General features: G+C 65.1%; 20 protein-coding genes. 12 read left to right on the forward strand and 8 right to left on the reverse strand.

What is annotated here, in order from left to right:
* Window positions 1–45: 45 nt before the first annotated feature.
* The 3 genes from rplS to BRAGE_RS0137975 all read left to right on the forward strand — a co-directional run bounded on the left by rplS (window position 46) and on the right by BRAGE_RS0137975 (window position 2,462).
* The gene (gene rplS / locus BRAGE_RS0137960; protein WP_027561835.1) at window positions 46–426 is read left to right on the forward strand and encodes a 50S ribosomal protein L19; all 381 of its coding nucleotides are present in this window, start codon (window positions 46–48) and stop codon (window positions 424–426) included.
* A 327-nt stretch (window positions 427–753) separates the two neighbouring features.
* Window positions 754–2,160 (forward strand): 3-isopropylmalate dehydratase large subunit, encoded by a 1,407-nt coding sequence (leuC, locus tag BRAGE_RS0137970; RefSeq protein WP_027561834.1) that lies wholly within the window; start codon window positions 754–756, stop codon window positions 2,158–2,160.
* Window positions 2,161–2,252: 92 nt separating this feature from the next.
* Window positions 2,253–2,462, forward strand: coding sequence for a hypothetical protein (locus tag BRAGE_RS0137975; RefSeq protein ID WP_027561833.1), 210 nt, complete (start codon window positions 2,253–2,255; stop codon window positions 2,460–2,462).
* Window positions 2,463–2,563: 101 nt separating this feature from the next.
* Here the strand turns inward: BRAGE_RS0137975 and BRAGE_RS0137980 are convergent, their stop codons facing one another.
* On the reverse strand, window positions 2,564–3,118 hold the full coding sequence (locus BRAGE_RS0137980) for a hypothetical protein (protein WP_027561832.1): 555 nt from the start codon (window positions 3,116–3,118) through the stop codon (window positions 2,564–2,566).
* A gap of 167 nt (window positions 3,119–3,285) precedes the next feature.
* On the opposite strand from BRAGE_RS0137980, the gene BRAGE_RS0137985 reads away from it, so the two are divergent.
* Window positions 3,286–3,585, forward strand: coding sequence for a DUF1330 domain-containing protein (locus BRAGE_RS0137985; RefSeq protein ID WP_027561831.1), 300 nt, complete (start codon window positions 3,286–3,288; stop codon window positions 3,583–3,585).
* 4 nt (window positions 3,586–3,589) lie between these two features.
* Here the strand turns inward: BRAGE_RS0137985 and BRAGE_RS0137990 are convergent, their stop codons facing one another.
* Window positions 3,590–3,853 carry a hypothetical protein gene (locus BRAGE_RS0137990; RefSeq protein ID WP_027561830.1) on the reverse strand — a complete coding sequence of 88 codons (264 nt, stop codon included), beginning with the start codon at window positions 3,851–3,853 and terminating at the stop codon, window positions 3,590–3,592.
* 45 nt (window positions 3,854–3,898) lie between these two features.
* Window positions 3,899–4,192: a hypothetical protein gene (locus BRAGE_RS0137995; RefSeq protein WP_027561829.1), complete on the reverse strand. Its 294-nt coding sequence runs from the start codon at window positions 4,190–4,192 to the stop codon at window positions 3,899–3,901.
* Window positions 4,193–4,353: 161 nt separating this feature from the next.
* Between BRAGE_RS0137995 and BRAGE_RS0138000 the strand changes: the two genes are divergently transcribed.
* The 4 genes from BRAGE_RS0138000 to BRAGE_RS0138015 all read left to right on the forward strand — a co-directional run bounded on the left by BRAGE_RS0138000 (window position 4,354) and on the right by BRAGE_RS0138015 (window position 7,043).
* Window positions 4,354–4,752 carry a metallopeptidase family protein gene (locus tag BRAGE_RS0138000; RefSeq protein ID WP_027561828.1) on the forward strand — a complete coding sequence of 133 codons (399 nt, stop codon included), beginning with the start codon at window positions 4,354–4,356 and terminating at the stop codon, window positions 4,750–4,752.
* 170 nt (window positions 4,753–4,922) lie between these two features.
* Entirely contained in the window at window positions 4,923–5,528 is a 606-nt protein-coding gene (leuD, locus tag BRAGE_RS0138005) for a 3-isopropylmalate dehydratase small subunit (RefSeq protein WP_027561827.1), read from the forward strand.
* 82 nt (window positions 5,529–5,610) lie between these two features.
* Window positions 5,611–6,396, forward strand: coding sequence for a hypothetical protein (locus BRAGE_RS0138010; RefSeq protein ID WP_027561826.1), 786 nt, complete (start codon window positions 5,611–5,613; stop codon window positions 6,394–6,396).
* 227 nt (window positions 6,397–6,623) lie between these two features.
* On the forward strand, window positions 6,624–7,043 hold the full coding sequence (locus BRAGE_RS0138015; RefSeq protein ID WP_027561825.1) for a DUF6455 family protein: 420 nt from the start codon (window positions 6,624–6,626) through the stop codon (window positions 7,041–7,043).
* Window positions 7,044–7,067: 24 nt separating this feature from the next.
* Here the strand turns inward: BRAGE_RS0138015 and BRAGE_RS0138020 are convergent, their stop codons facing one another.
* Both BRAGE_RS0138020 and BRAGE_RS0138025 read right to left on the reverse strand, forming a co-directional pair.
* Window positions 7,068–7,820 (reverse strand): hypothetical protein, encoded by a 753-nt coding sequence (locus tag BRAGE_RS0138020; protein WP_027561824.1) that lies wholly within the window; start codon window positions 7,818–7,820, stop codon window positions 7,068–7,070.
* A 229-nt stretch (window positions 7,821–8,049) separates the two neighbouring features.
* The gene (locus BRAGE_RS0138025) at window positions 8,050–8,931 is read right to left on the reverse strand and encodes an HpcH/HpaI aldolase/citrate lyase family protein (RefSeq protein WP_027561823.1); all 882 of its coding nucleotides are present in this window, start codon (window positions 8,929–8,931) and stop codon (window positions 8,050–8,052) included.
* 110 nt (window positions 8,932–9,041) lie between these two features.
* Here BRAGE_RS0138025 and BRAGE_RS0138030 point away from each other — a divergent pair, with 110 nt between their 5' ends.
* Window positions 9,042–9,683 carry a carbonic anhydrase gene (locus tag BRAGE_RS0138030; protein WP_027561822.1) on the forward strand — a complete coding sequence of 214 codons (642 nt, stop codon included), beginning with the start codon at window positions 9,042–9,044 and terminating at the stop codon, window positions 9,681–9,683.
* Between the two features lie 47 nt (window positions 9,684–9,730).
* On the opposite strand, the gene BRAGE_RS0138035 is transcribed toward BRAGE_RS0138030, so the two are convergent.
* The gene (locus BRAGE_RS0138035) at window positions 9,731–10,765 is read right to left on the reverse strand and encodes an aspartate-semialdehyde dehydrogenase (RefSeq protein ID WP_027561821.1); all 1,035 of its coding nucleotides are present in this window, start codon (window positions 10,763–10,765) and stop codon (window positions 9,731–9,733) included.
* A gap of 116 nt (window positions 10,766–10,881) precedes the next feature.
* Between BRAGE_RS0138035 and BRAGE_RS0138040 the strand changes: the two genes are divergently transcribed.
* Window positions 10,882–11,682: a hypothetical protein gene (locus tag BRAGE_RS0138040; protein WP_027561820.1), complete on the forward strand. Its 801-nt coding sequence runs from the start codon at window positions 10,882–10,884 to the stop codon at window positions 11,680–11,682.
* A gap of 156 nt (window positions 11,683–11,838) precedes the next feature.
* Window positions 11,839–12,222 carry a hypothetical protein gene (locus BRAGE_RS0138045; RefSeq protein WP_027561819.1) on the forward strand — a complete coding sequence of 128 codons (384 nt, stop codon included), beginning with the start codon at window positions 11,839–11,841 and terminating at the stop codon, window positions 12,220–12,222.
* 187 nt (window positions 12,223–12,409) lie between these two features.
* Here BRAGE_RS0138045 and BRAGE_RS0138050 read toward each other — a convergent pair whose 3' ends face one another.
* Window positions 12,410–13,045: a DapH/DapD/GlmU-related protein gene (locus tag BRAGE_RS0138050; RefSeq protein ID WP_027561818.1), complete on the reverse strand. Its 636-nt coding sequence runs from the start codon at window positions 13,043–13,045 to the stop codon at window positions 12,410–12,412.
* Window positions 13,046–13,175: 130 nt separating this feature from the next.
* The gene (gene leuB / locus BRAGE_RS0138055; RefSeq protein ID WP_027561817.1) at window positions 13,176–14,288 is read right to left on the reverse strand and encodes a 3-isopropylmalate dehydrogenase; all 1,113 of its coding nucleotides are present in this window, start codon (window positions 14,286–14,288) and stop codon (window positions 13,176–13,178) included.
* A 239-nt stretch (window positions 14,289–14,527) separates the two neighbouring features.
* Between leuB and BRAGE_RS0138060 the strand changes: the two genes are divergently transcribed.
* Window positions 14,528–15,730 (forward strand): YbfB/YjiJ family MFS transporter, encoded by a 1,203-nt coding sequence (locus BRAGE_RS0138060; protein ID WP_027561816.1) that lies wholly within the window; start codon window positions 14,528–14,530, stop codon window positions 15,728–15,730.
* Window positions 15,731–15,738 lie beyond the last annotated feature (8 nt).

Below are 15,738 nucleotides of genomic sequence, written 5' to 3' on the forward strand. Positions count from 1 at the left end.
GCAGCCCCCGTTTCCAAGGCTGGGCGCGCCGATGGAGATTTACCCATGAACCTGATCAAGCAGCTCGAGCAAGAGCAATTCGACAAGCTGTCCGCCGGCAAGGAGATTCCGGAATTCGCCCCCGGCGACACCGTGATCGTCAACGTGAAGGTCGTCGAAGGCGACCGCACCCGCGTGCAGGCCTATGAAGGCGTCTGCATCGGCCGTTCCGGCGGTGGCCTCAACGAGAGCTTCACCGTCCGCAAGATCTCCTATGGCGAGGGCGTCGAGCGCGTGTTCCCGCTGCTCTCCCCGATGATCGACTCGATCAAGGTGGTCCGCCGCGGCAAGGTGCGTCGCGCCAAGCTCTATTACCTCCGCAACCTCCGCGGCAAGTCGGCCCGCATCGTCGAGAAGCAGGACCGTCAGGCCGCCGTCGGCGAGTAAGCTTTCGCCACCAGGCAAGCTTTTCGAAAGCGCGGGGCTCGGCTCCGCGCTTTTTTGTTGCGTCAGCCGTGCGCGTCAAAGCCCTCGCGCTTCCAAATCGGCCTGCTATATATTCCTAGAATGTTTCCAGATCTGACCAGCTTCGTAAGCCCCCAGCGCATCGTCATCGACGATCGCTCGCGGCTGCCTGGCCGGTTCTTCGGACGCTTCGCGACCTCGGCAACGTCAGAGCTTACGCGCGCAGCCTAAAAGCTGCGCTGACGATTTTGTTGCCCCGCGCGCTCGCCGCGCTCATCGCTGACACACATTCCTTCGGAGCTTAAGCTCATGTCCAAGTCGACCACATTGTACGACAAGATCTGGAACGACCATCTGGTGCACGAAGCCGAGGATGGCACCTGCCTGCTCTATATCGACCGTCACCTGGTGCACGAGGTGACCTCGCCGCAGGCGTTCGAAGGCCTGCGCGCGACGGGGCGCAAGGTGCATGCGCCCGAGAAGACGCTCGCCGTCGTCGACCACAACGTGCCGACCACCGACCGCACCAAGCCCAATCCCGATCCTGAGAGCATCGAGCAGATCAAGGCGCTGGCCGAGAACGCCAAGGAATTCGGCATCGAATATTACAACGAGTTCGACAAGCGCCAGGGCATCGTCCACGTCATCGGCCCCGAACAGGGTTTTACGCTGCCCGGCACCACCATCGTCTGCGGTGACAGCCACACCTCGACGCATGGCGCGTTCGGCGCGCTCGCGCACGGCATCGGCACCTCCGAGGTCGAGCACGTTCTGGCGACACAGACGCTGATCCAGAAGAAGGCCAAGAACATGCGCGTCACCGTCGACGGCAAATTGCCCGACGGCGTGACCGGCAAGGACATCATCCTGGCAATCATCGGCGAGATCGGGACCGCGGGCGGCACCGGCTACGTGCTGGAATATGCCGGCGAGGCGATCCGTGCGCTCTCGATGGAAGGCCGCATGACGGTCTGCAACATGTCGATCGAAGGCGGCGCCCGCGCCGGCCTCGTTGCGCCCGACCAGAAGGCCTACGACTTCCTGCGCGACCGTCCGAAGTCGCCGAAGGGCGCGGCCTGGGACGCGGCGATGCGCTATTGGGAGGGCTTGCGCTCCGACGAAGGCGCGCATTTCGACCACGAGCTGCGCCTCGATGCGGCAAAACTGCCGCCGATCGTGACCTGGGGCACCAGCCCTGAGGACGTCATCTCGGTGACCGGCATTGTGCCCGATCCCGACAAGATCGCGGACGAGGCCAAGCGCATCTCCAAGCACCGCGCGCTGAAATATATGGGCCTGACCGCGGGGACGAAGATCACCGACATCAAGCTCGACCGCGTCTTCATCGGCTCCTGCACCAACGGCCGTATCGAAGATCTTCGCGCCGCCGCCAAGATCGCGGAAGGCAAGCAGGTTGCAGGCACCGTCAACGCCATGGTCGTGCCGGGCTCCGGGATCGTGAAGGAGCAGGCCGAGGCCGAGGGTCTGGACAAGATCTTCATCAAGGCCGGCTTCGAATGGCGCGAGCCCGGCTGCTCGATGTGTCTTGCAATGAACCCGGACAAGCTGAAGCCGGAGGAGCGCTGCGCCTCGACCTCGAACCGCAATTTCGAGGGTCGCCAGGGCTTCAAGGGCCGCACGCATCTGGTGTCGCCGGCGATGGCGGCGGCAGCGGCGATCGCGGGTCACTTCGTCGACGTCCGGGACTGGCGCTAAGCCCGTCCCTGCAATTTGAACTAACCCGGCAAACGGCCGTTAATCGGCAGCGCCGACAGTGTCCTCGCGACGATCTCGCGAGGACACCTCTGATGGCCAACAAGCCTGAATATGTCGATCTGATCAGCGAGGCGACGCGCCAGCACCGCCGGCGCGCGACGCCGCTGCGCATCGTCGCCAAGCCGGAGGTCGAGGAGACCTCGAAGCTCAGCCGCTGGCCGCCGGCGATGTTTCGGCAGTGGAAGGCCGAGACGCTGATGCGGTGGAAGGCTTCGTCCTGGAAGCTGAAGGATTGGCTCTAAGTGATGGTGTCATTCCGGAGCGCCCGAAGGGCGAATCCGGAATCTCGAGATTCCGGGTCTGGCGCTTGCGCGCCATCCCGGAATGACGGTTCTAACTCACCTCACCAATAGTACCGGTACGGGCGATGCCAATGGTGCCAGCGGCAGATGCGGCGCGGGCCGTAATAGGTCCAGATGATCCGGCAGCGGCGCGGATAGTGATAGTAGGGATAATAGCCGCCGTAATAATAGCGCCGGTGGAAGTGACGGTAGCCGTAATGCGGGCGATAGATCCCGTAGCGATGAAAGCCGCCGTAGCGGTGGAATCCGCCATAGCGATAGCCGCCGCCGTGAAACGCCGGCGCGGCGCGGAAGCCGCCGCCATGGAAACCACCGCCGCGGAAGCCGCCGAAATGTCCGCCGCCACCATGGAAGCCGCCGCCGCGGAAACCGCCGCCGCCGTGAAAACCTCCACCATGTCCGCCACCGCCGCCGCCGTGACGAACCTGCGTGACGAGATCGTCGGTCGCAGCTTTCGTCGCGGGTGACGCAGCCGGATTGATCAAGGTCAGCGCTTCAGCACGACGCGCAGTCCCGGCCGACAGCATCAACGTCGCGGCCGCCGCGATCCCGAGCAAGCGCATCGGGCTTGCCCTGAGACCCAAACTCCTCAGCATGGACTTCTCCCTGAAACTGGACAGCGGAGTTGCGACGCTCGTAACCGGCCCGCGTCATCCCTGTTCATTTGCAGCCGCTCCCAAGATTAAGTTAGGGACAGCGACGTGAATGCCCCATGAATGAACGACGTTGCAGGCAACGCGGTGCCGCGAGGTGAGGATTCGAGATGACTGTCTATGCGATTGCGCAATTGAAGGTGACGGACCGCGCGGCCTACGACCGCTATCAGGCGCGGTTCTTCGACGTGTTCAGGAAGTACAACGGACGCCTGCTCGCCGCCGATGAACATCCGCGCGTGCTCGAAGGCACATGGCCGCACGACAAGCTCGTCATGATGTCGTTTCCGGACGAGGCCGCATTCCTCGCCTTCTCGAATTCACCCGAGTACGAAGAGATCTCACGCGATCGCAAGGCGGGCGCGCAGGCGACGGTGCTGCTGGTCAAGGGATTTGCGCCCGCCGGTTAGCGGATCACCAGAACGGCCCGTAGCCGAGCACGAACGGCGCGGGCACGCCGTAGGGATAGGGACGGTAGTAGACCGGCCGCGCGTAGTAGCGGGGATCGCGGCGCACGGCGGGCCGCACGATGTCATGGGCTCGCGCGTGTCGTCGCGCATCGAAAACCGCGATCCCTGCCGAGGCCTCGGGTATCGTCATCCTGTGCGCAGCGGACGCGCAGGGCAGACCGGCGGCGAGCGTGACGGCAACGGCGACTAGTGCAATCGATCTTGCCATGACCACCCTCACGAGGCCTCCGCGCTGCGCATTGAACTCGGCCCGTCAGCCCCGCCGCCAGTAGCAGCTCATATGCGGCGTGATCACGGTGCCGCTGGGCCTGTGCTCCTGCACATAGGCGACGTTGCATTCGCGGACCGCATCGGGGCCCGGGTTGTAGCGCGGATAGACGCCGTCGGGGCTGTAATAGGGCGTGACGCGCAAGCGCGCCGGAGGCCGCCTGCGCGGCGGAGGGACGTCGTCAGGCGAGGCCACCTGGGCCAGCCGGATCTCGGGGCCGGCCGTCTGGGCTTGGGCCTGACATTCGGCGCCGACAAAAAAAGTCGAAAACAACCCCATGCACAGTAGAACCGGTATCGCTGTTCCCGCCCGCATCACACCCACCACTGACCTCTGCCAACCCCTTGAAGCGCCGTACGCTCCCCGTTTTCGCGCGCGGCGTCAACGCCCCATCTATAAAGCCGGATGCATCGCCGCGGAACCCGGGTTAAGAGTGACCCATGTGGACGGAATTGAAAGCGCCCTCGCTGGCCGAGATGGAAGCGATGGCTCACGACGTATTCGAGCGCCTGCCGGCGGAGTTTCTTAAGCTCTGCGAGGGCGTGATCCTTCGCGTCGACGACTTCCCGACCGACGAGGTGCTCGACGAGATGGAATGCGAGAGCGAGTTCGACCTGCTCGGCCTGTTCCAGGGCGTCGGCCTGCCCCAGCAGAGCTTTGGCGACGTGGCGCGGCTGCCCAACATGGTCTGGCTCTATCGCCGGCCGATCCTGGACTACTGGGCCGAGCACGACGAGAGCCTCGGCCACATCGTCCGCCACGTCCTGATCCACGAGATCGGCCACCATTTCGGCCTCTCGGACGATGATATGGCCGCGATTGAGGCCAAGGCGGAGTAGAGCGGTATCGAGCCGCGGGCTCCCTAGCCTCTCCCGCAAGCGGGAGAGGGGGCGCCCTCGGCCGTGGCTTGATCCAGCCAAGCAGACGAGATCTGCCGAATTCGGCCTAGGATTCCCGCTCCGTTCGCGATAAACACCGGTTCCCTGAACCACCCCTGGGAAAGCGCAACATGGACAAGTTCACTACGCTGGAAGGCGTCGCGGCGCCGCTGAAGATCATCAATGTCGACACCGACATGATCATTCCGAAGCAGTACCTGAAGACCATCAAGCGCACCGGCCTTGGCAAGGGGCTCTTCTCCGAGCAGCGCTACAAGGACGACGGCAGCGAGAACCCGGATTTCGTCCTCAACCAGCCCGCCTATCGCAACACGAAGGTGCTGGTCGCCGGCGACAATTTCGGCTGCGGCTCGAGCCGCGAGCACGCGCCCTGGGCGCTGCTCGACTTCGGCATCCGCTGCGTGATCTCGACCTCGTTCGGCGACATCTTCTACAACAACTGCTTCAAGAACGGCATTCTGCCGATCCGCGTCTCGCAGGAAGACCTCGACAAGCTGTTCGACGACGCCGAGCGCGGCGCCAACGCGACGCTGACGATCGACCTGCCGAACCAGGAGATCCGCGGCCCCGACGGCGGCAAGGTCAAGTTCGAGATCGACCCGTTCCGCAAGCACTGCCTGATCAACGGCCTCGACGACATCGGTCTCACCATGGAGAAGAAGGCCTCGATCGACGACTACGAGGACAAGCTCAAGCGCGAGCGCGCCTGGGCCTGAGTTCGACATCCCGTTCGAGCCCCGGCGCCTGGCGCGCCGGGGCTTTTTCTTTGCCCTCGATATACCCTATAGCTTTTCCCTGATGCTGCCCGACATCGTCACCTTCTGGCACGGCCCGATGGATGCGCTGCGCCAGACCTGTCTGCGCTCGCAGCTGGCCGCTGGCCACAAGGTCACGCTCTACAGCTTCGATCCCATTCCCGGCCTGCCCGCGGGCGTCGAGAACGCTGACGCCGAGGCGGTGCTGCCGCACGCGTTCTCCGAGCGCCTGCGGCCGCCGCAGCCGGACGGCAGCTGGCGCGACTGGACCACGCTTCAGTTCAGCGACTTCTTCCGCATGAAGCTGATGGCGATGGGCCTCGGTCTCTGGCTCGATGCCGACGTGGTGTTGCTGAGGCCGGTCGAGATCGATCCGGCAAAGCCGTACTTCGCCTGGGAGCGATCGCGCCGGCTCGGCAACTCCGTGCTCTATCTGCCGCGTGGACATCAGATCGTTCGCGCCTTCGAGGCGCTGATGGAGCAGGAGGAGCTGACGCCGGAATGGCTATCGCTGAGCCATCGTCTGAGCTTTGCGATGCGACGGCTGGGCGGCGGCTCGCAGCGCCTGTCCGACCTGCGCATCGCCATCTACGGGCCGCCGGCACTCACCATCCTCGCCAAGCGTTCGGGCGATCTTCAAAAGGCATTGCCGAAGAAATCGTTCTACGCGGTGCATTCCGAGCCGAAGTTGTTTTTCGAGCCTTCGAGCTATCTCGGCATCGTCACCGACCCCGAGGTGATCGGCCTGCACATCTCGGGCAAGGGACGCAGCAAGCAGCCGGCAGTGCCCGGCAGCCTCTATGCGTGGGCGACGGAGCGGTTCGCGTAGCGCCGCGCAGAAGACGCGCTCCCTCTCCCGCTTGCGGGAGAGGGTTGGGGAGAGGGTCTCTCCGCAACGAAGATTCCCCCAGAGGTGAAAGCCCTCACCCGGCGCGCGGGACGATGCTTCGCATCGCCCGGCCGCGGCCCCATTATCTCAATTTGATCCAGCGCAACGCGCCTCTGCATCATTGTGCGTAGTCTCGCTCCAAATCCACGATCCCCATGGAGCCTCGCATGAGCACCGCAAGCAGGCCGTATCCCATCGTCCAGGACCTCATCGAGTCCTTTGCCGCCTGGCTGAAGCATCGCCGCGAGATGAACGAGATGCGGCGGCTCGACCGCTCCGATTTCGACCGGATCGCGAGCGATCTCAGGATCGCGCCTGACGATCTCGAGGAATTGGTCCGCCACGGCCATCATGCCGCCGACGAGCTGCCGAAGATGCTGGAGCAGCTCGGCATCAACGCAGAGCGGCTCGGGCAGGCGCAGCCGCTGCTGCTACGCGACATGGAGCGGGTCTGCGCGCTCTGCACGCAGAAGCGACAGTGCGACCGCGACCTCACTGAGGGCACCGCCGCGGAGACCTATCACGGCTATTGCGGCAACGCCTCGACGCTGGAGTCGCTCGATCGCGCCGACCTCGCGCCGCACTGAGGCGACGCGCTCAATGCGCAACGCTCAGAAGCCGACCTTCTCGTTCACATAGAACGTGTTGAGGATGGTGACGCGGTCGCGATCGGTCTGGATCGGCGGGCGGCCGTGCCAGCTCATCCTGGTCAGGGTGTGATAGGCCTTCAGGACCACGAAGGCGTAGCCGACATTGGGCAGGAACGGGATCGTCTTCACCGGCTCGAGGCAATACGAGCCGACGTGAAACAGTCCCTTGAGCGAGGCCTGGTAGAGCGTCGTCCCCAAGGCTTCCTGGCTGGCGTCGGCCGGACAATAGAGCTGCATCGTCACGACCTTCTTGCGCGTGTCCGGATGCGGCTTGATCTGATAGCCGTCCCTGTCCACGTACACGACCGGCTTTGCCACCAACGTCAGATCCTCGGCTCTGGCTACCTTGTCGCCCTTGGCACGAATCTCCAGCCCGTCATGCAGCCGCTTCCGGATCGCCTGCTCGATGCTCTCTGACGTCAGCATGGCCGACACCGCGGCCCATGCCGGCCGCAGCGACGGCTCGATCTTGTCGACGTTCTCGCCGTAGAGGCGCAGCGCCATGCGCGTCCCGGTCCCGGTGATCGGATCGTAGCCCTGCGTGGGCACGCTCCGGATCAGGTCACGGTAGAAGTCGGCGGGAAAGAAATCGCGGAAGACGATGTGCGGAAACGGAGCCGCGGAATGATCGGCGGCCTCGATGCTGCGCACCGCGTGCGCGGTTAGTTCGTCAACCAGGTTGGCAGGAGCCGCGACTTCCGCAAGCGCCGTCATGGGGACACCTCGTCCAAGGTTGGGCCAAATATGTTCAACTGTTGCTGGAGTTAGCCTGCGACGTGGACCTGACGCAAGTCAACGGCGGCAATCGCGGCGGATATTCGCGCGGTCGTGATCAAAAAGCATCTCGGCGCCGCAGCATCAGACAAATCAAGGGATTAGCTGAGTTCCTGGCCGAAAATTCCCCTGCTCCGCCGCGCACGACGAAGCGCGTGCTCGGGCAATCTCAGCCCTTGCTCATCGCAGCGATCGCGTCCGCGATCTCGATCGTGCGGCGGGCCATGTCGGCATGCAGGCGCTCGACCATCGCGCCGTCGAGGCGGATCGCGCCGCGCGACACGTTCTCCGGCAGCTCGAACGCCGCGATGATCTTTCGCGCACGCGCGACTTCCTCCTCGGGCGGCGTGAAGATCACGTTGCAGGCTTCGATCTGCGAGGGATGAATCAGCGTCTTGCCGTCGAAGCCGAGATCGCGGCCCTGCGCGCATTCGGTGGCAAAACCGTCGGAATTGGCGATGTCGCTGTAGGGGCCGTCGAGGATCTCGAGGCCATGGGCGCGCGTCGCCAGGATGCAGTGCGTGATCATCGGGATCATCGCGGCGCGGCCCGGCAGCATGCGGATGCGCGTCTCGCGCGAGATGTCGTTCGGCCCGAACACGAATCCTGACAGCCGCGTGTTCGGATCGCGCCCGGCCGCGGCGAGTTCCTCGGCATGCAGCACCGCGCGCGCGGTCTCGATCATGGCCCAGACCTTGACGGTGGGCGCGGCGCCAAGCTCGGCCAGCTTGCGGCCGATCGTGTCGAGGTCCTCGACGCTGGAGACCTTTGGAACCAGGATGCCGTCCGGCGAGGCCTTGGCAGCCATCGCGACGTCGTCGGCCCACCAGGGCGTGTCGAGGCCGTTGGTCCGGATCAAAATCTCGCGCTTGCCGAACTCCTTGGCCGCGATCGCGGCGGCAATGCCGTCGCGCGCCACCGCCTTGGCGTCGGGCGCGACGGAATCTTCGAGATCGAGGATCAGGCCGTCGGCGGCGAGATTACGCGCCTTCTCCAGCGCACGGGGGTTGGAGCCGGGCATGAACAGATGGCTGCGGCGCGGGCGGGTCATGCTACGTTCCTTCCGGTTTCCTCGTGTCTATTCTGGTCGAAGCCGATAGCACTTGGCCTGCCTATTCGAAAGGCTTGTTCGTTCCCCGGCTCTATGGTTAGGCATAGGTCATGATCACATTCCCGAAGCATTTGCTGGAAGGCTACAAGGCCTTCGCCACCCAGCGGCTGCCGACCGAGCAGAGCCGCTACCGCGAGCTGTCGGTGAAGGGGCAGTTCCCGGAAGTGATGGTGATCGGCTGCTGCGACAGCCGCGTCTCGCCCGAGGTGATCTTCGACGTCGGCCCCGGCGAATTGTTCGTGGTCCGCAACATCGCCAACCTGGTGCCGGTGTACCAGCCCGACGGCAACGCGCATGGCGTCTCGGCGGCGCTGGAATATGCGGTGACGGTGCTCAAGGTGAAGCACATCGTGGTGCTCGGCCACGCGCAATGCGGCGGCATCCGCGCTTTCGTCGACAAGATCGAGCCGCTCACGCCCGGCGACTTCATCGGCAAATGGATGCAGATGTTCATCAAGCCGGGCGAAGTGGTGGAGCAGCGCGACCACGAGAGCATGGCGCAGTTCGTCGAGCGCATCGAGAAGGCCGCGGTGTTCCGCAGCCTGGAGAACCTGATGACGTTCCCGTTCGTGCAGAAGGCCGTCGAGGGCGGCCAGATGCAGACCCACGGTGCCTATTTCGGCGTCGCGGAGGGGACCCTGTTCGTGCTGGACAAGGCGAGCAAGGAATTCAAGAGGGCTAATGGCGAATAGGGGATGGCGAATAGCCTATTCGCTATTCGCCACTCACCATTCGCCAGCTACGCCGCCTTCTTCTTCGCGCTGATCAGCTTGCGGTTGATCAGGACTTCCGCGATCTGGATCGCGTTGAGGGCTGCGCCCTTGCGAAGGTTGTCCGAGACGCACCACAGCACGAGACCGTTCTCCACCGTCGCGTCCTCGCGGATGCGGCTGATATAGGTCGCGTCCTCGCCGGCCGCCTCATACGGCGTGGCGTAGCCGCCGGGCTCCTGCTTGTCGATGACGAGGCAGCCGGGCGCCTTGCGCAGGATCTCGCGCGCTTCATCCGCGGTGATCGGATTCTCGAACTCGATGTTGACGGCCTCGGAGTGGCCGACGAACACGGGCACGCGCACGCAGGTCGCGGAGAGCTTGATCTTGGGATCAAGAATCTTCTTGGTCTCCGCCATCATCTTCCACTCTTCCTTGGTGTAGCCGTCCTCCATGAAAACGTCGATGTGGGGGATGACGTTGAAGGCGATGCGCTTGGGGAATTTCTTCGCGACCAGCTCGTCATTGGTGTAGACGGCCTTGGTCTGCGAGAACAATTCGTCCATCGCGTCCTTGCCGGCGCCCGACACCGATTGATAGGTCGAGACCACGACGCGCTTGATGGTTGCCTTGTCGTGCAGCGGCTTGAGCGCGACCACGAGCTGCGCGGTCGAGCAGTTCGGGTTGGCGATGATGTTCTTCTTCTTGAAGCCTTCGGTCGCAGCCGCGTTCACTTCGGGCACGATCAGCGGCACGTCCGGATCCATGCGCCAGGCCGAGGAATTGTCGATCACGACCGCGCCGGCGGCGCCGATCTGCGGCGACCATTCCTTCGACACCGAGCCGCCCGCCGACATCAGGCAGATGTCGACGTCGGAGAAGTCGTAATGCTCGAGCGCTTTGACCTTCAGGGTACGATCGCCATAGGAGACCTCGACGCCGACGCTGCGGCGCGACGCCAGGGCCACGACCTCGTCCGCGGGGAATTTTCGCTCATCGAGGATGTTGAGCATTTCCCGTCCGACATTGCCGGTCGCGCCGACGACTGCGACTTTGTAACCCATCGTTCACTCTCCGATGAAAAAGCCCGTTCCCGAAGCTGACGCTTAACCAGGAAGAGCAGCGCTTCTATGCGAGAACCGGCCCCAAGACAACGTTGGACCATGCCTGAAGGCCGTGGATGCAATCGCCTGAGGCCAGGACGGCCGAAACTCCTACCCAGCTCTATCTGGCGCTTGCAGCCTTCGCCGACGAGGTGGTCGGCACGCTCGCGCGCCTGTTTGCCTATGTGGGGGCGCTCGCCCTGTTTGCCATCCTGGCGCTGGCGGCCCTCAACCAGCTGCCTGACATGCGGGACGATGAGCCGGCCGCAAGGTCCGGCTGGAGCGTGGCCGACCGCTCGCATCCGGCCTTCGCCGTCAGCCGGCTGGATTCATCAGAAAAAACAGCCTCTTACACCATCTTCAGGCATCCCGAGGGCGGCCGCAGGGACGTGATGCGCTGGGCCGGCGAGGCGGACAAGCCTGTGGCCGAGCTCGAGATCTACCGGGAAGGCGGCGAATTCGACGTGACCCGTCCGGCGACGGCGGACCTAGCGGCCAATCTGGCCGCCCAGCTGGGCCTGGGCTCGACGACCCCGCTCGAGCAGGCCGGCCTGATCGACACCAAATTCGGCCCCGTGGCTCTGTTCCGGCCGGTCGGCACGGACAAGGCGGCGCCGTCCTGCCTCGGCTACCTCAAGCGCAACGAGGAGCCGGCGCTGCAGATCTCCGGCTTCTCCTGCCAGGGCGACACGCTGCCCGCCCGGCGCGCGGCGGTCGCCTGCCTGCTGAACCGGCTGACGCTGCTGGCTTCGGGCAACGAGCCGAAGCTGGCGGAATTCTTCGCCCATGCCGAGCTGAAGCGCCGCGCCTGCGATGGCGCTGCTGCCTCCGACTGGCTGCTGGGCGCGGCCAACGCGCAATTGCGCGGGGCGCTCTGATCGGCATCAAGTCCAAGTGGCTGGTATTGATGCAACTTTTGCCGGCCCGCACGATTATTCACCGCTGGTGTGACCCAATAGACCTAGTTGCAGCCACCCCGGCCGGGCTAGTATGGGGCGAAATCGACTGGCGGCCTGCCGCCTGAAGGGGACGTGATGAGCTCGAAATTCTCTGCGGCAACCAAATTGGCGACCTGGCTAGCGGCAGGCGCCGTCATTGCCGCGGCCTTCGCGACGCCGGCTGCGGCCGACACCAAGACCAAGCGCTATGACGAGCGCGGCCGCCCGGTTTACGGCCCGAGCGGCCCGAACGCGGTCTATCAGCAGGGCCGCACCCGCATCTATGTGAGCAAGCGCTCCTGGCTCGACGGCGGCACCGAGGTCAATCCGGGCGACCGCAAGTTCAGCGACTACGCCTTCCCGCCGGAGATCGGCTATCCGACCTTCGCACGCGAGAACAACAACCGTCCGATCGATCGCCAGCCGCTCTCGACGCCGGCCGATGTCGGCGGCTATCCGCGGAATTTCCCGCTGTACTGAGCGGACGTCAGGACCGAATCAAAAGGCCGGGCTCACGCCCGGCCTTTTTGCTTTTGCGAGGTGCCGTAGGGTGGGCAAAGGCGCTCTTGCGCCGTGCCCACGACCTCTCTCCGGTCGCAAAAATGCGTGGGCACGCTTCGCTTTGCCCACCCTACGATTCCTGTTGCTTGGGTGAGATGCGTGCGCCTCACGCGTTCGCTGCCGGATCGTACCGCCTACAAAATTCCTCGATCGCCTCGGAGCGGAAATCGCCGAGACGCTGGAAGATCAGCTCATCCGGCCAATCCCACCATGCGATGCGGCGCAGGCTCTCCGCGACGGAATCGGAAAAACGCTTGCGGATGGGGCGCGCGGGAACGCCGCCGACGATCGTGTAGGGCGCGACATCGCGGCTGACGACCGCGCCTGCGGCGATCACCGCGCCGTCGCCGACCGTGACACCTGGCAGCAGGATGGCGGCGTGACCGATCCAGACATCATTGCCGACGATCACCCGGTCGCCGCGGCGGTCCGCGAAGAAGTCGCGGTCACGCGTCGCGCCCGCCTCGTAATATTCGGGGACATAGGTGAAGCGATGCTGGGACGGCCGGCCCATCGGATGATTGGGCGCACCGATCCGCACCGAATTGGCGATGGCGGTGAATTTTCCGATCGCGGCGTCGGCAACCTCGCAATTCTCGCCGAGATAGGAGTAGTCGCCGAGCGAGGCATATTCGATGCGCGTATTGGCGAGGATCTCGCAGCGCCGCCCGATCTGCGCCTCGCGCTGGCGCACGGTTTCATGGATGATTGTTTCCGCGATCTTGGGGCGGGGTGCATCCATGAGGTAACTCCGGGAGCAGGTGCCGTAGGGCGGGCAAAGGCGCAAAGCGCCGTGCCCACCATCTCTCTCTAATCGCAATCGATTGGTGGGCACGCTTCGCTTTGCCCACCCTACGAGTGCGGTGCCCGCCTTACGCGTGCAGCTTCTGCAATTCCTTCAAAATCGCTTCGCCCATCTGCGTGGTCGAGGCGGCCGTGGTGCCTTCCGACTTGATGTCGGCGGTGCGGAGGCCACTGGCGAGCACCGCGGCGATCGCGGCGTCGACCTTGTCGGCGAGCTCGCCCATGTCGAAGGAATAGCGCAGCGCCATGCCAAAGGACGAGATCATCGCGATGGGATTCGCGAGGCCCTTGCCGGCGATGTCGGGGGCCGAACCGTGCACCGGCTCGTACAGCGCCTTGCGCTTCTTGCTCTTGACGTCGACCTCGCCGAGCGAGGCCGAGGGCAGCATGCCGAGCGAGCCGGTCAGCATCGCCGCGATGTCGGACAGCATGTCGCCGAACAGATTGTCTGTCACGATGACGTCGAACTGCTTCGGCGCCTTTACCAGCATCATGCCGCCGGAATCGGCGAGCTGATGCTCGAGCGTGACGTCGGGATATTCGCGCTTGTGGACCTGGGTCATGACCTCGTTCCAGAGCACGCCCGACTTCATGACGTTGCGCTTCTCCATCGACGTCACCTTGTTCTTGCGCTTCCTGGCAAGCTCGAAGGCGACGCGGCCAATGCGCTCGATCTCATAGGTGTCGTAGACCTGGGTATCGACGGCGCGCTTCTGGCCGTTGCCGAGATCGGTGATGGTCTTGGGCTCGCCGAAATAGACGCCGCCGGTGAGCTCGCGCACGATGACGATGTCGAGCCCTTCGACCGCCTCGCGCTTCAGGCTGGAGGCATCGGCCAGCGCCGGATAGCACACCGCCGGGCGCAGGTTGGCGAACAAAGCGAGGTCCTTGCGAAGGCGGAGCAGGCCGGCTTCGGGACGCACCTCGTAGGGAACCGCGTCCCACTTGGGGCCGCCGACCGCGCCGAAGATGATGGCGTCGGCGGCCAGCGCCTTGGCCATGTCGCCCTCGGAGATCGACACCTTGTGGGCGTCATAGGCCGAGCCGCCGACGAGGCCGGTGTCGGTCTCGAACTTGGCGATCCCGGCCGAATTGAGCCAATCGATCAGCCGCTTCACCTCGCCCATCACCTCGGGGCCGATACCGTCGCCGGGGAGCAGCAGCAATTTGTGGGTCGCCATGGTCGTTTCCTTCTCGATCCTCTCTTGTCATTCCGGGACGCGCCCTCTTAGGCGCGGGCCCGGAATCCATCCTCCCGATCGTGGTTATGGATTCCGGGCTCGCGCCAAATGGCGCGCCCCGGAATGACAGGTCGGCCGGAGTGCTAGAGCGGCGTTGCGCGCTTGGCAAGACACCATTGCCGCACCGCGGCTGTGCAAGGCGCACCGGGCCTGCCACACTACACGGGCCGGAGAACCCCTTGCACGCGCCTGACCGCCCCCGACCCGACACGCACCCCGCGCGACTGATCCTGACCCTGTCGCTGGCGGCGACGGTCGGGCTCGGCATCGGCCGCTTTGCCTATGCGCTGGTGCTGCCCGACATGCGCGAGGACCTTGGCTGGTCCTACTCGGCGGCCGGTTTCATGAACACCATCAACGCCGTCGGCTACCTCGTGGGCGCGCTGGCCGCGTCGCGGCTGATCCAGCGGGTCGGCTGGGCGGCAGCGATCCGCGGCGGGACCCTGGCCTGCGTCGCCGCACTCGCGACCTGCGCGCTGACGGGCAATTTCGTCGCGCTGAGCCTCGCCCGCCTCGTGCTGGGCCTCGGCGCCGCGGCCGGCTTCGTCGCTGGCGGCGCGCTCGCCGCGACCATCGCGCAGTCGCACCCGGAGCGGGCCAATTTCCTGCTCAGCCTGTTCTATGCCGGGCCCGGCATCGGCATCCTCTCCTCGGGGCTGATCGCCCCGTTCACGCTGCAATATTTCGGGCCGGGCTCGTGGTGGATCGTATGGTGGGCGCTGACGCTGCTCTCGGCGGCGATGACCGTGCCGCTGTTCCTGACCCGCATCGAAACCGGCGCGCGCTTCTCCGCAGGCAGCCACGCCGCCTTCGCGATTCTGCCCGTGCTGATCTATCTCGCTGCATATTTCCTGTTCGGCGCCGGCTACATCGCCTACATGACCTTCATGATCGCCTATGTGCGCGACGGCGGCGGCGGGGCGGCGGCACAAGCCGCGTTCTGGGGCCTGATCGGTCTTAGCGCCTTCGTCACGCCATGGGCCTGGCGCGGCGTGCTCGCGCTCGATCGCGGCGGGCTTGCCACCGCGATCATCCTCGGCACCAACGCGATCGGCGCCGGCTTGCCGATGCTCGGGCATTCCCCGACATGGCTTGCGATTTCGGCGGTGGTGTTCGGCGTCGCCTTCTTCGCCGTGGTCGGCTCGACCACCGCCTTCGTCCGCTTCAACTATCCGCCGCAGACGTGGCCGACCGCGATCGCGGCGATGACGATCTCGTTCGGCGTCGGCCAGACGCTGGGCCCGATCGTGGTCGGCGCCATCACGGATGCACTGGGAAGCTTGAGCTACGCGCTCAATGTGTCGGCGGCGCTGCTGGCCTTGGGAGCGGTGGCGGCGCTGTGCCAGCGCAAGGTGGGGCCGAAAGCGGCGAATGGCGAGTAGCGAGTGGC

It is taken from the genome of Bradyrhizobium genosp. SA-4 str. CB756 (assembly GCF_000473125.1).
In the GTDB taxonomy this organism is placed as follows: Bacteria; Pseudomonadota; Alphaproteobacteria; order Rhizobiales; family Xanthobacteraceae; genus Bradyrhizobium; species Bradyrhizobium arachidis.

Coding starts and splice junctions, on each gene's coding strand:
- rplS (WP_027561835.1), top strand. CDS start 46: ATGAACCTGATCAAGCAGCTCGAGCAAGAGCAATTCGACAAGCTGTCC.
- leuC (WP_027561834.1), top strand. CDS start 754: ATGTCCAAGTCGACCACATTGTACGACAAGATCTGGAACGACCATCTG.
- BRAGE_RS0137975 (WP_027561833.1), top strand. CDS start 2,253: ATGGCCAACAAGCCTGAATATGTCGATCTGATCAGCGAGGCGACGCGC.
- BRAGE_RS0137980 (WP_027561832.1), bottom strand. CDS start 3,118: ATGCTGAGGAGTTTGGGTCTCAGGGCAAGCCCGATGCGCTTGCTCGGG.
- BRAGE_RS0137985 (WP_027561831.1), top strand. CDS start 3,286: ATGACTGTCTATGCGATTGCGCAATTGAAGGTGACGGACCGCGCGGCC.
- BRAGE_RS0137990 (WP_027561830.1), bottom strand. CDS start 3,853: ATGGCAAGATCGATTGCACTAGTCGCCGTTGCCGTCACGCTCGCCGCC.
- BRAGE_RS0137995 (WP_027561829.1), bottom strand. CDS start 4,192: ATGGGGTTGTTTTCGACTTTTTTTGTCGGCGCCGAATGTCAGGCCCAA.
- BRAGE_RS0138000 (WP_027561828.1), top strand. CDS start 4,354: ATGTGGACGGAATTGAAAGCGCCCTCGCTGGCCGAGATGGAAGCGATG.
- leuD (WP_027561827.1), top strand. CDS start 4,923: ATGGACAAGTTCACTACGCTGGAAGGCGTCGCGGCGCCGCTGAAGATC.
- BRAGE_RS0138010 (WP_027561826.1), top strand. CDS start 5,611: ATGCTGCCCGACATCGTCACCTTCTGGCACGGCCCGATGGATGCGCTG.
- BRAGE_RS0138015 (WP_027561825.1), top strand. CDS start 6,624: ATGAGCACCGCAAGCAGGCCGTATCCCATCGTCCAGGACCTCATCGAG.
- BRAGE_RS0138020 (WP_027561824.1), bottom strand. CDS start 7,820: ATGACGGCGCTTGCGGAAGTCGCGGCTCCTGCCAACCTGGTTGACGAA.
- BRAGE_RS0138025 (WP_027561823.1), bottom strand. CDS start 8,931: ATGACCCGCCCGCGCCGCAGCCATCTGTTCATGCCCGGCTCCAACCCC.
- BRAGE_RS0138030 (WP_027561822.1), top strand. CDS start 9,042: ATGATCACATTCCCGAAGCATTTGCTGGAAGGCTACAAGGCCTTCGCC.
- BRAGE_RS0138035 (WP_027561821.1), bottom strand. CDS start 10,765: ATGGGTTACAAAGTCGCAGTCGTCGGCGCGACCGGCAATGTCGGACGG.
- BRAGE_RS0138040 (WP_027561820.1), top strand. CDS start 10,882: ATGCAATCGCCTGAGGCCAGGACGGCCGAAACTCCTACCCAGCTCTAT.
- BRAGE_RS0138045 (WP_027561819.1), top strand. CDS start 11,839: ATGAGCTCGAAATTCTCTGCGGCAACCAAATTGGCGACCTGGCTAGCG.
- BRAGE_RS0138050 (WP_027561818.1), bottom strand. CDS start 13,045: ATGGATGCACCCCGCCCCAAGATCGCGGAAACAATCATCCATGAAACC.
- leuB (WP_027561817.1), bottom strand. CDS start 14,288: ATGGCGACCCACAAATTGCTGCTGCTCCCCGGCGACGGTATCGGCCCC.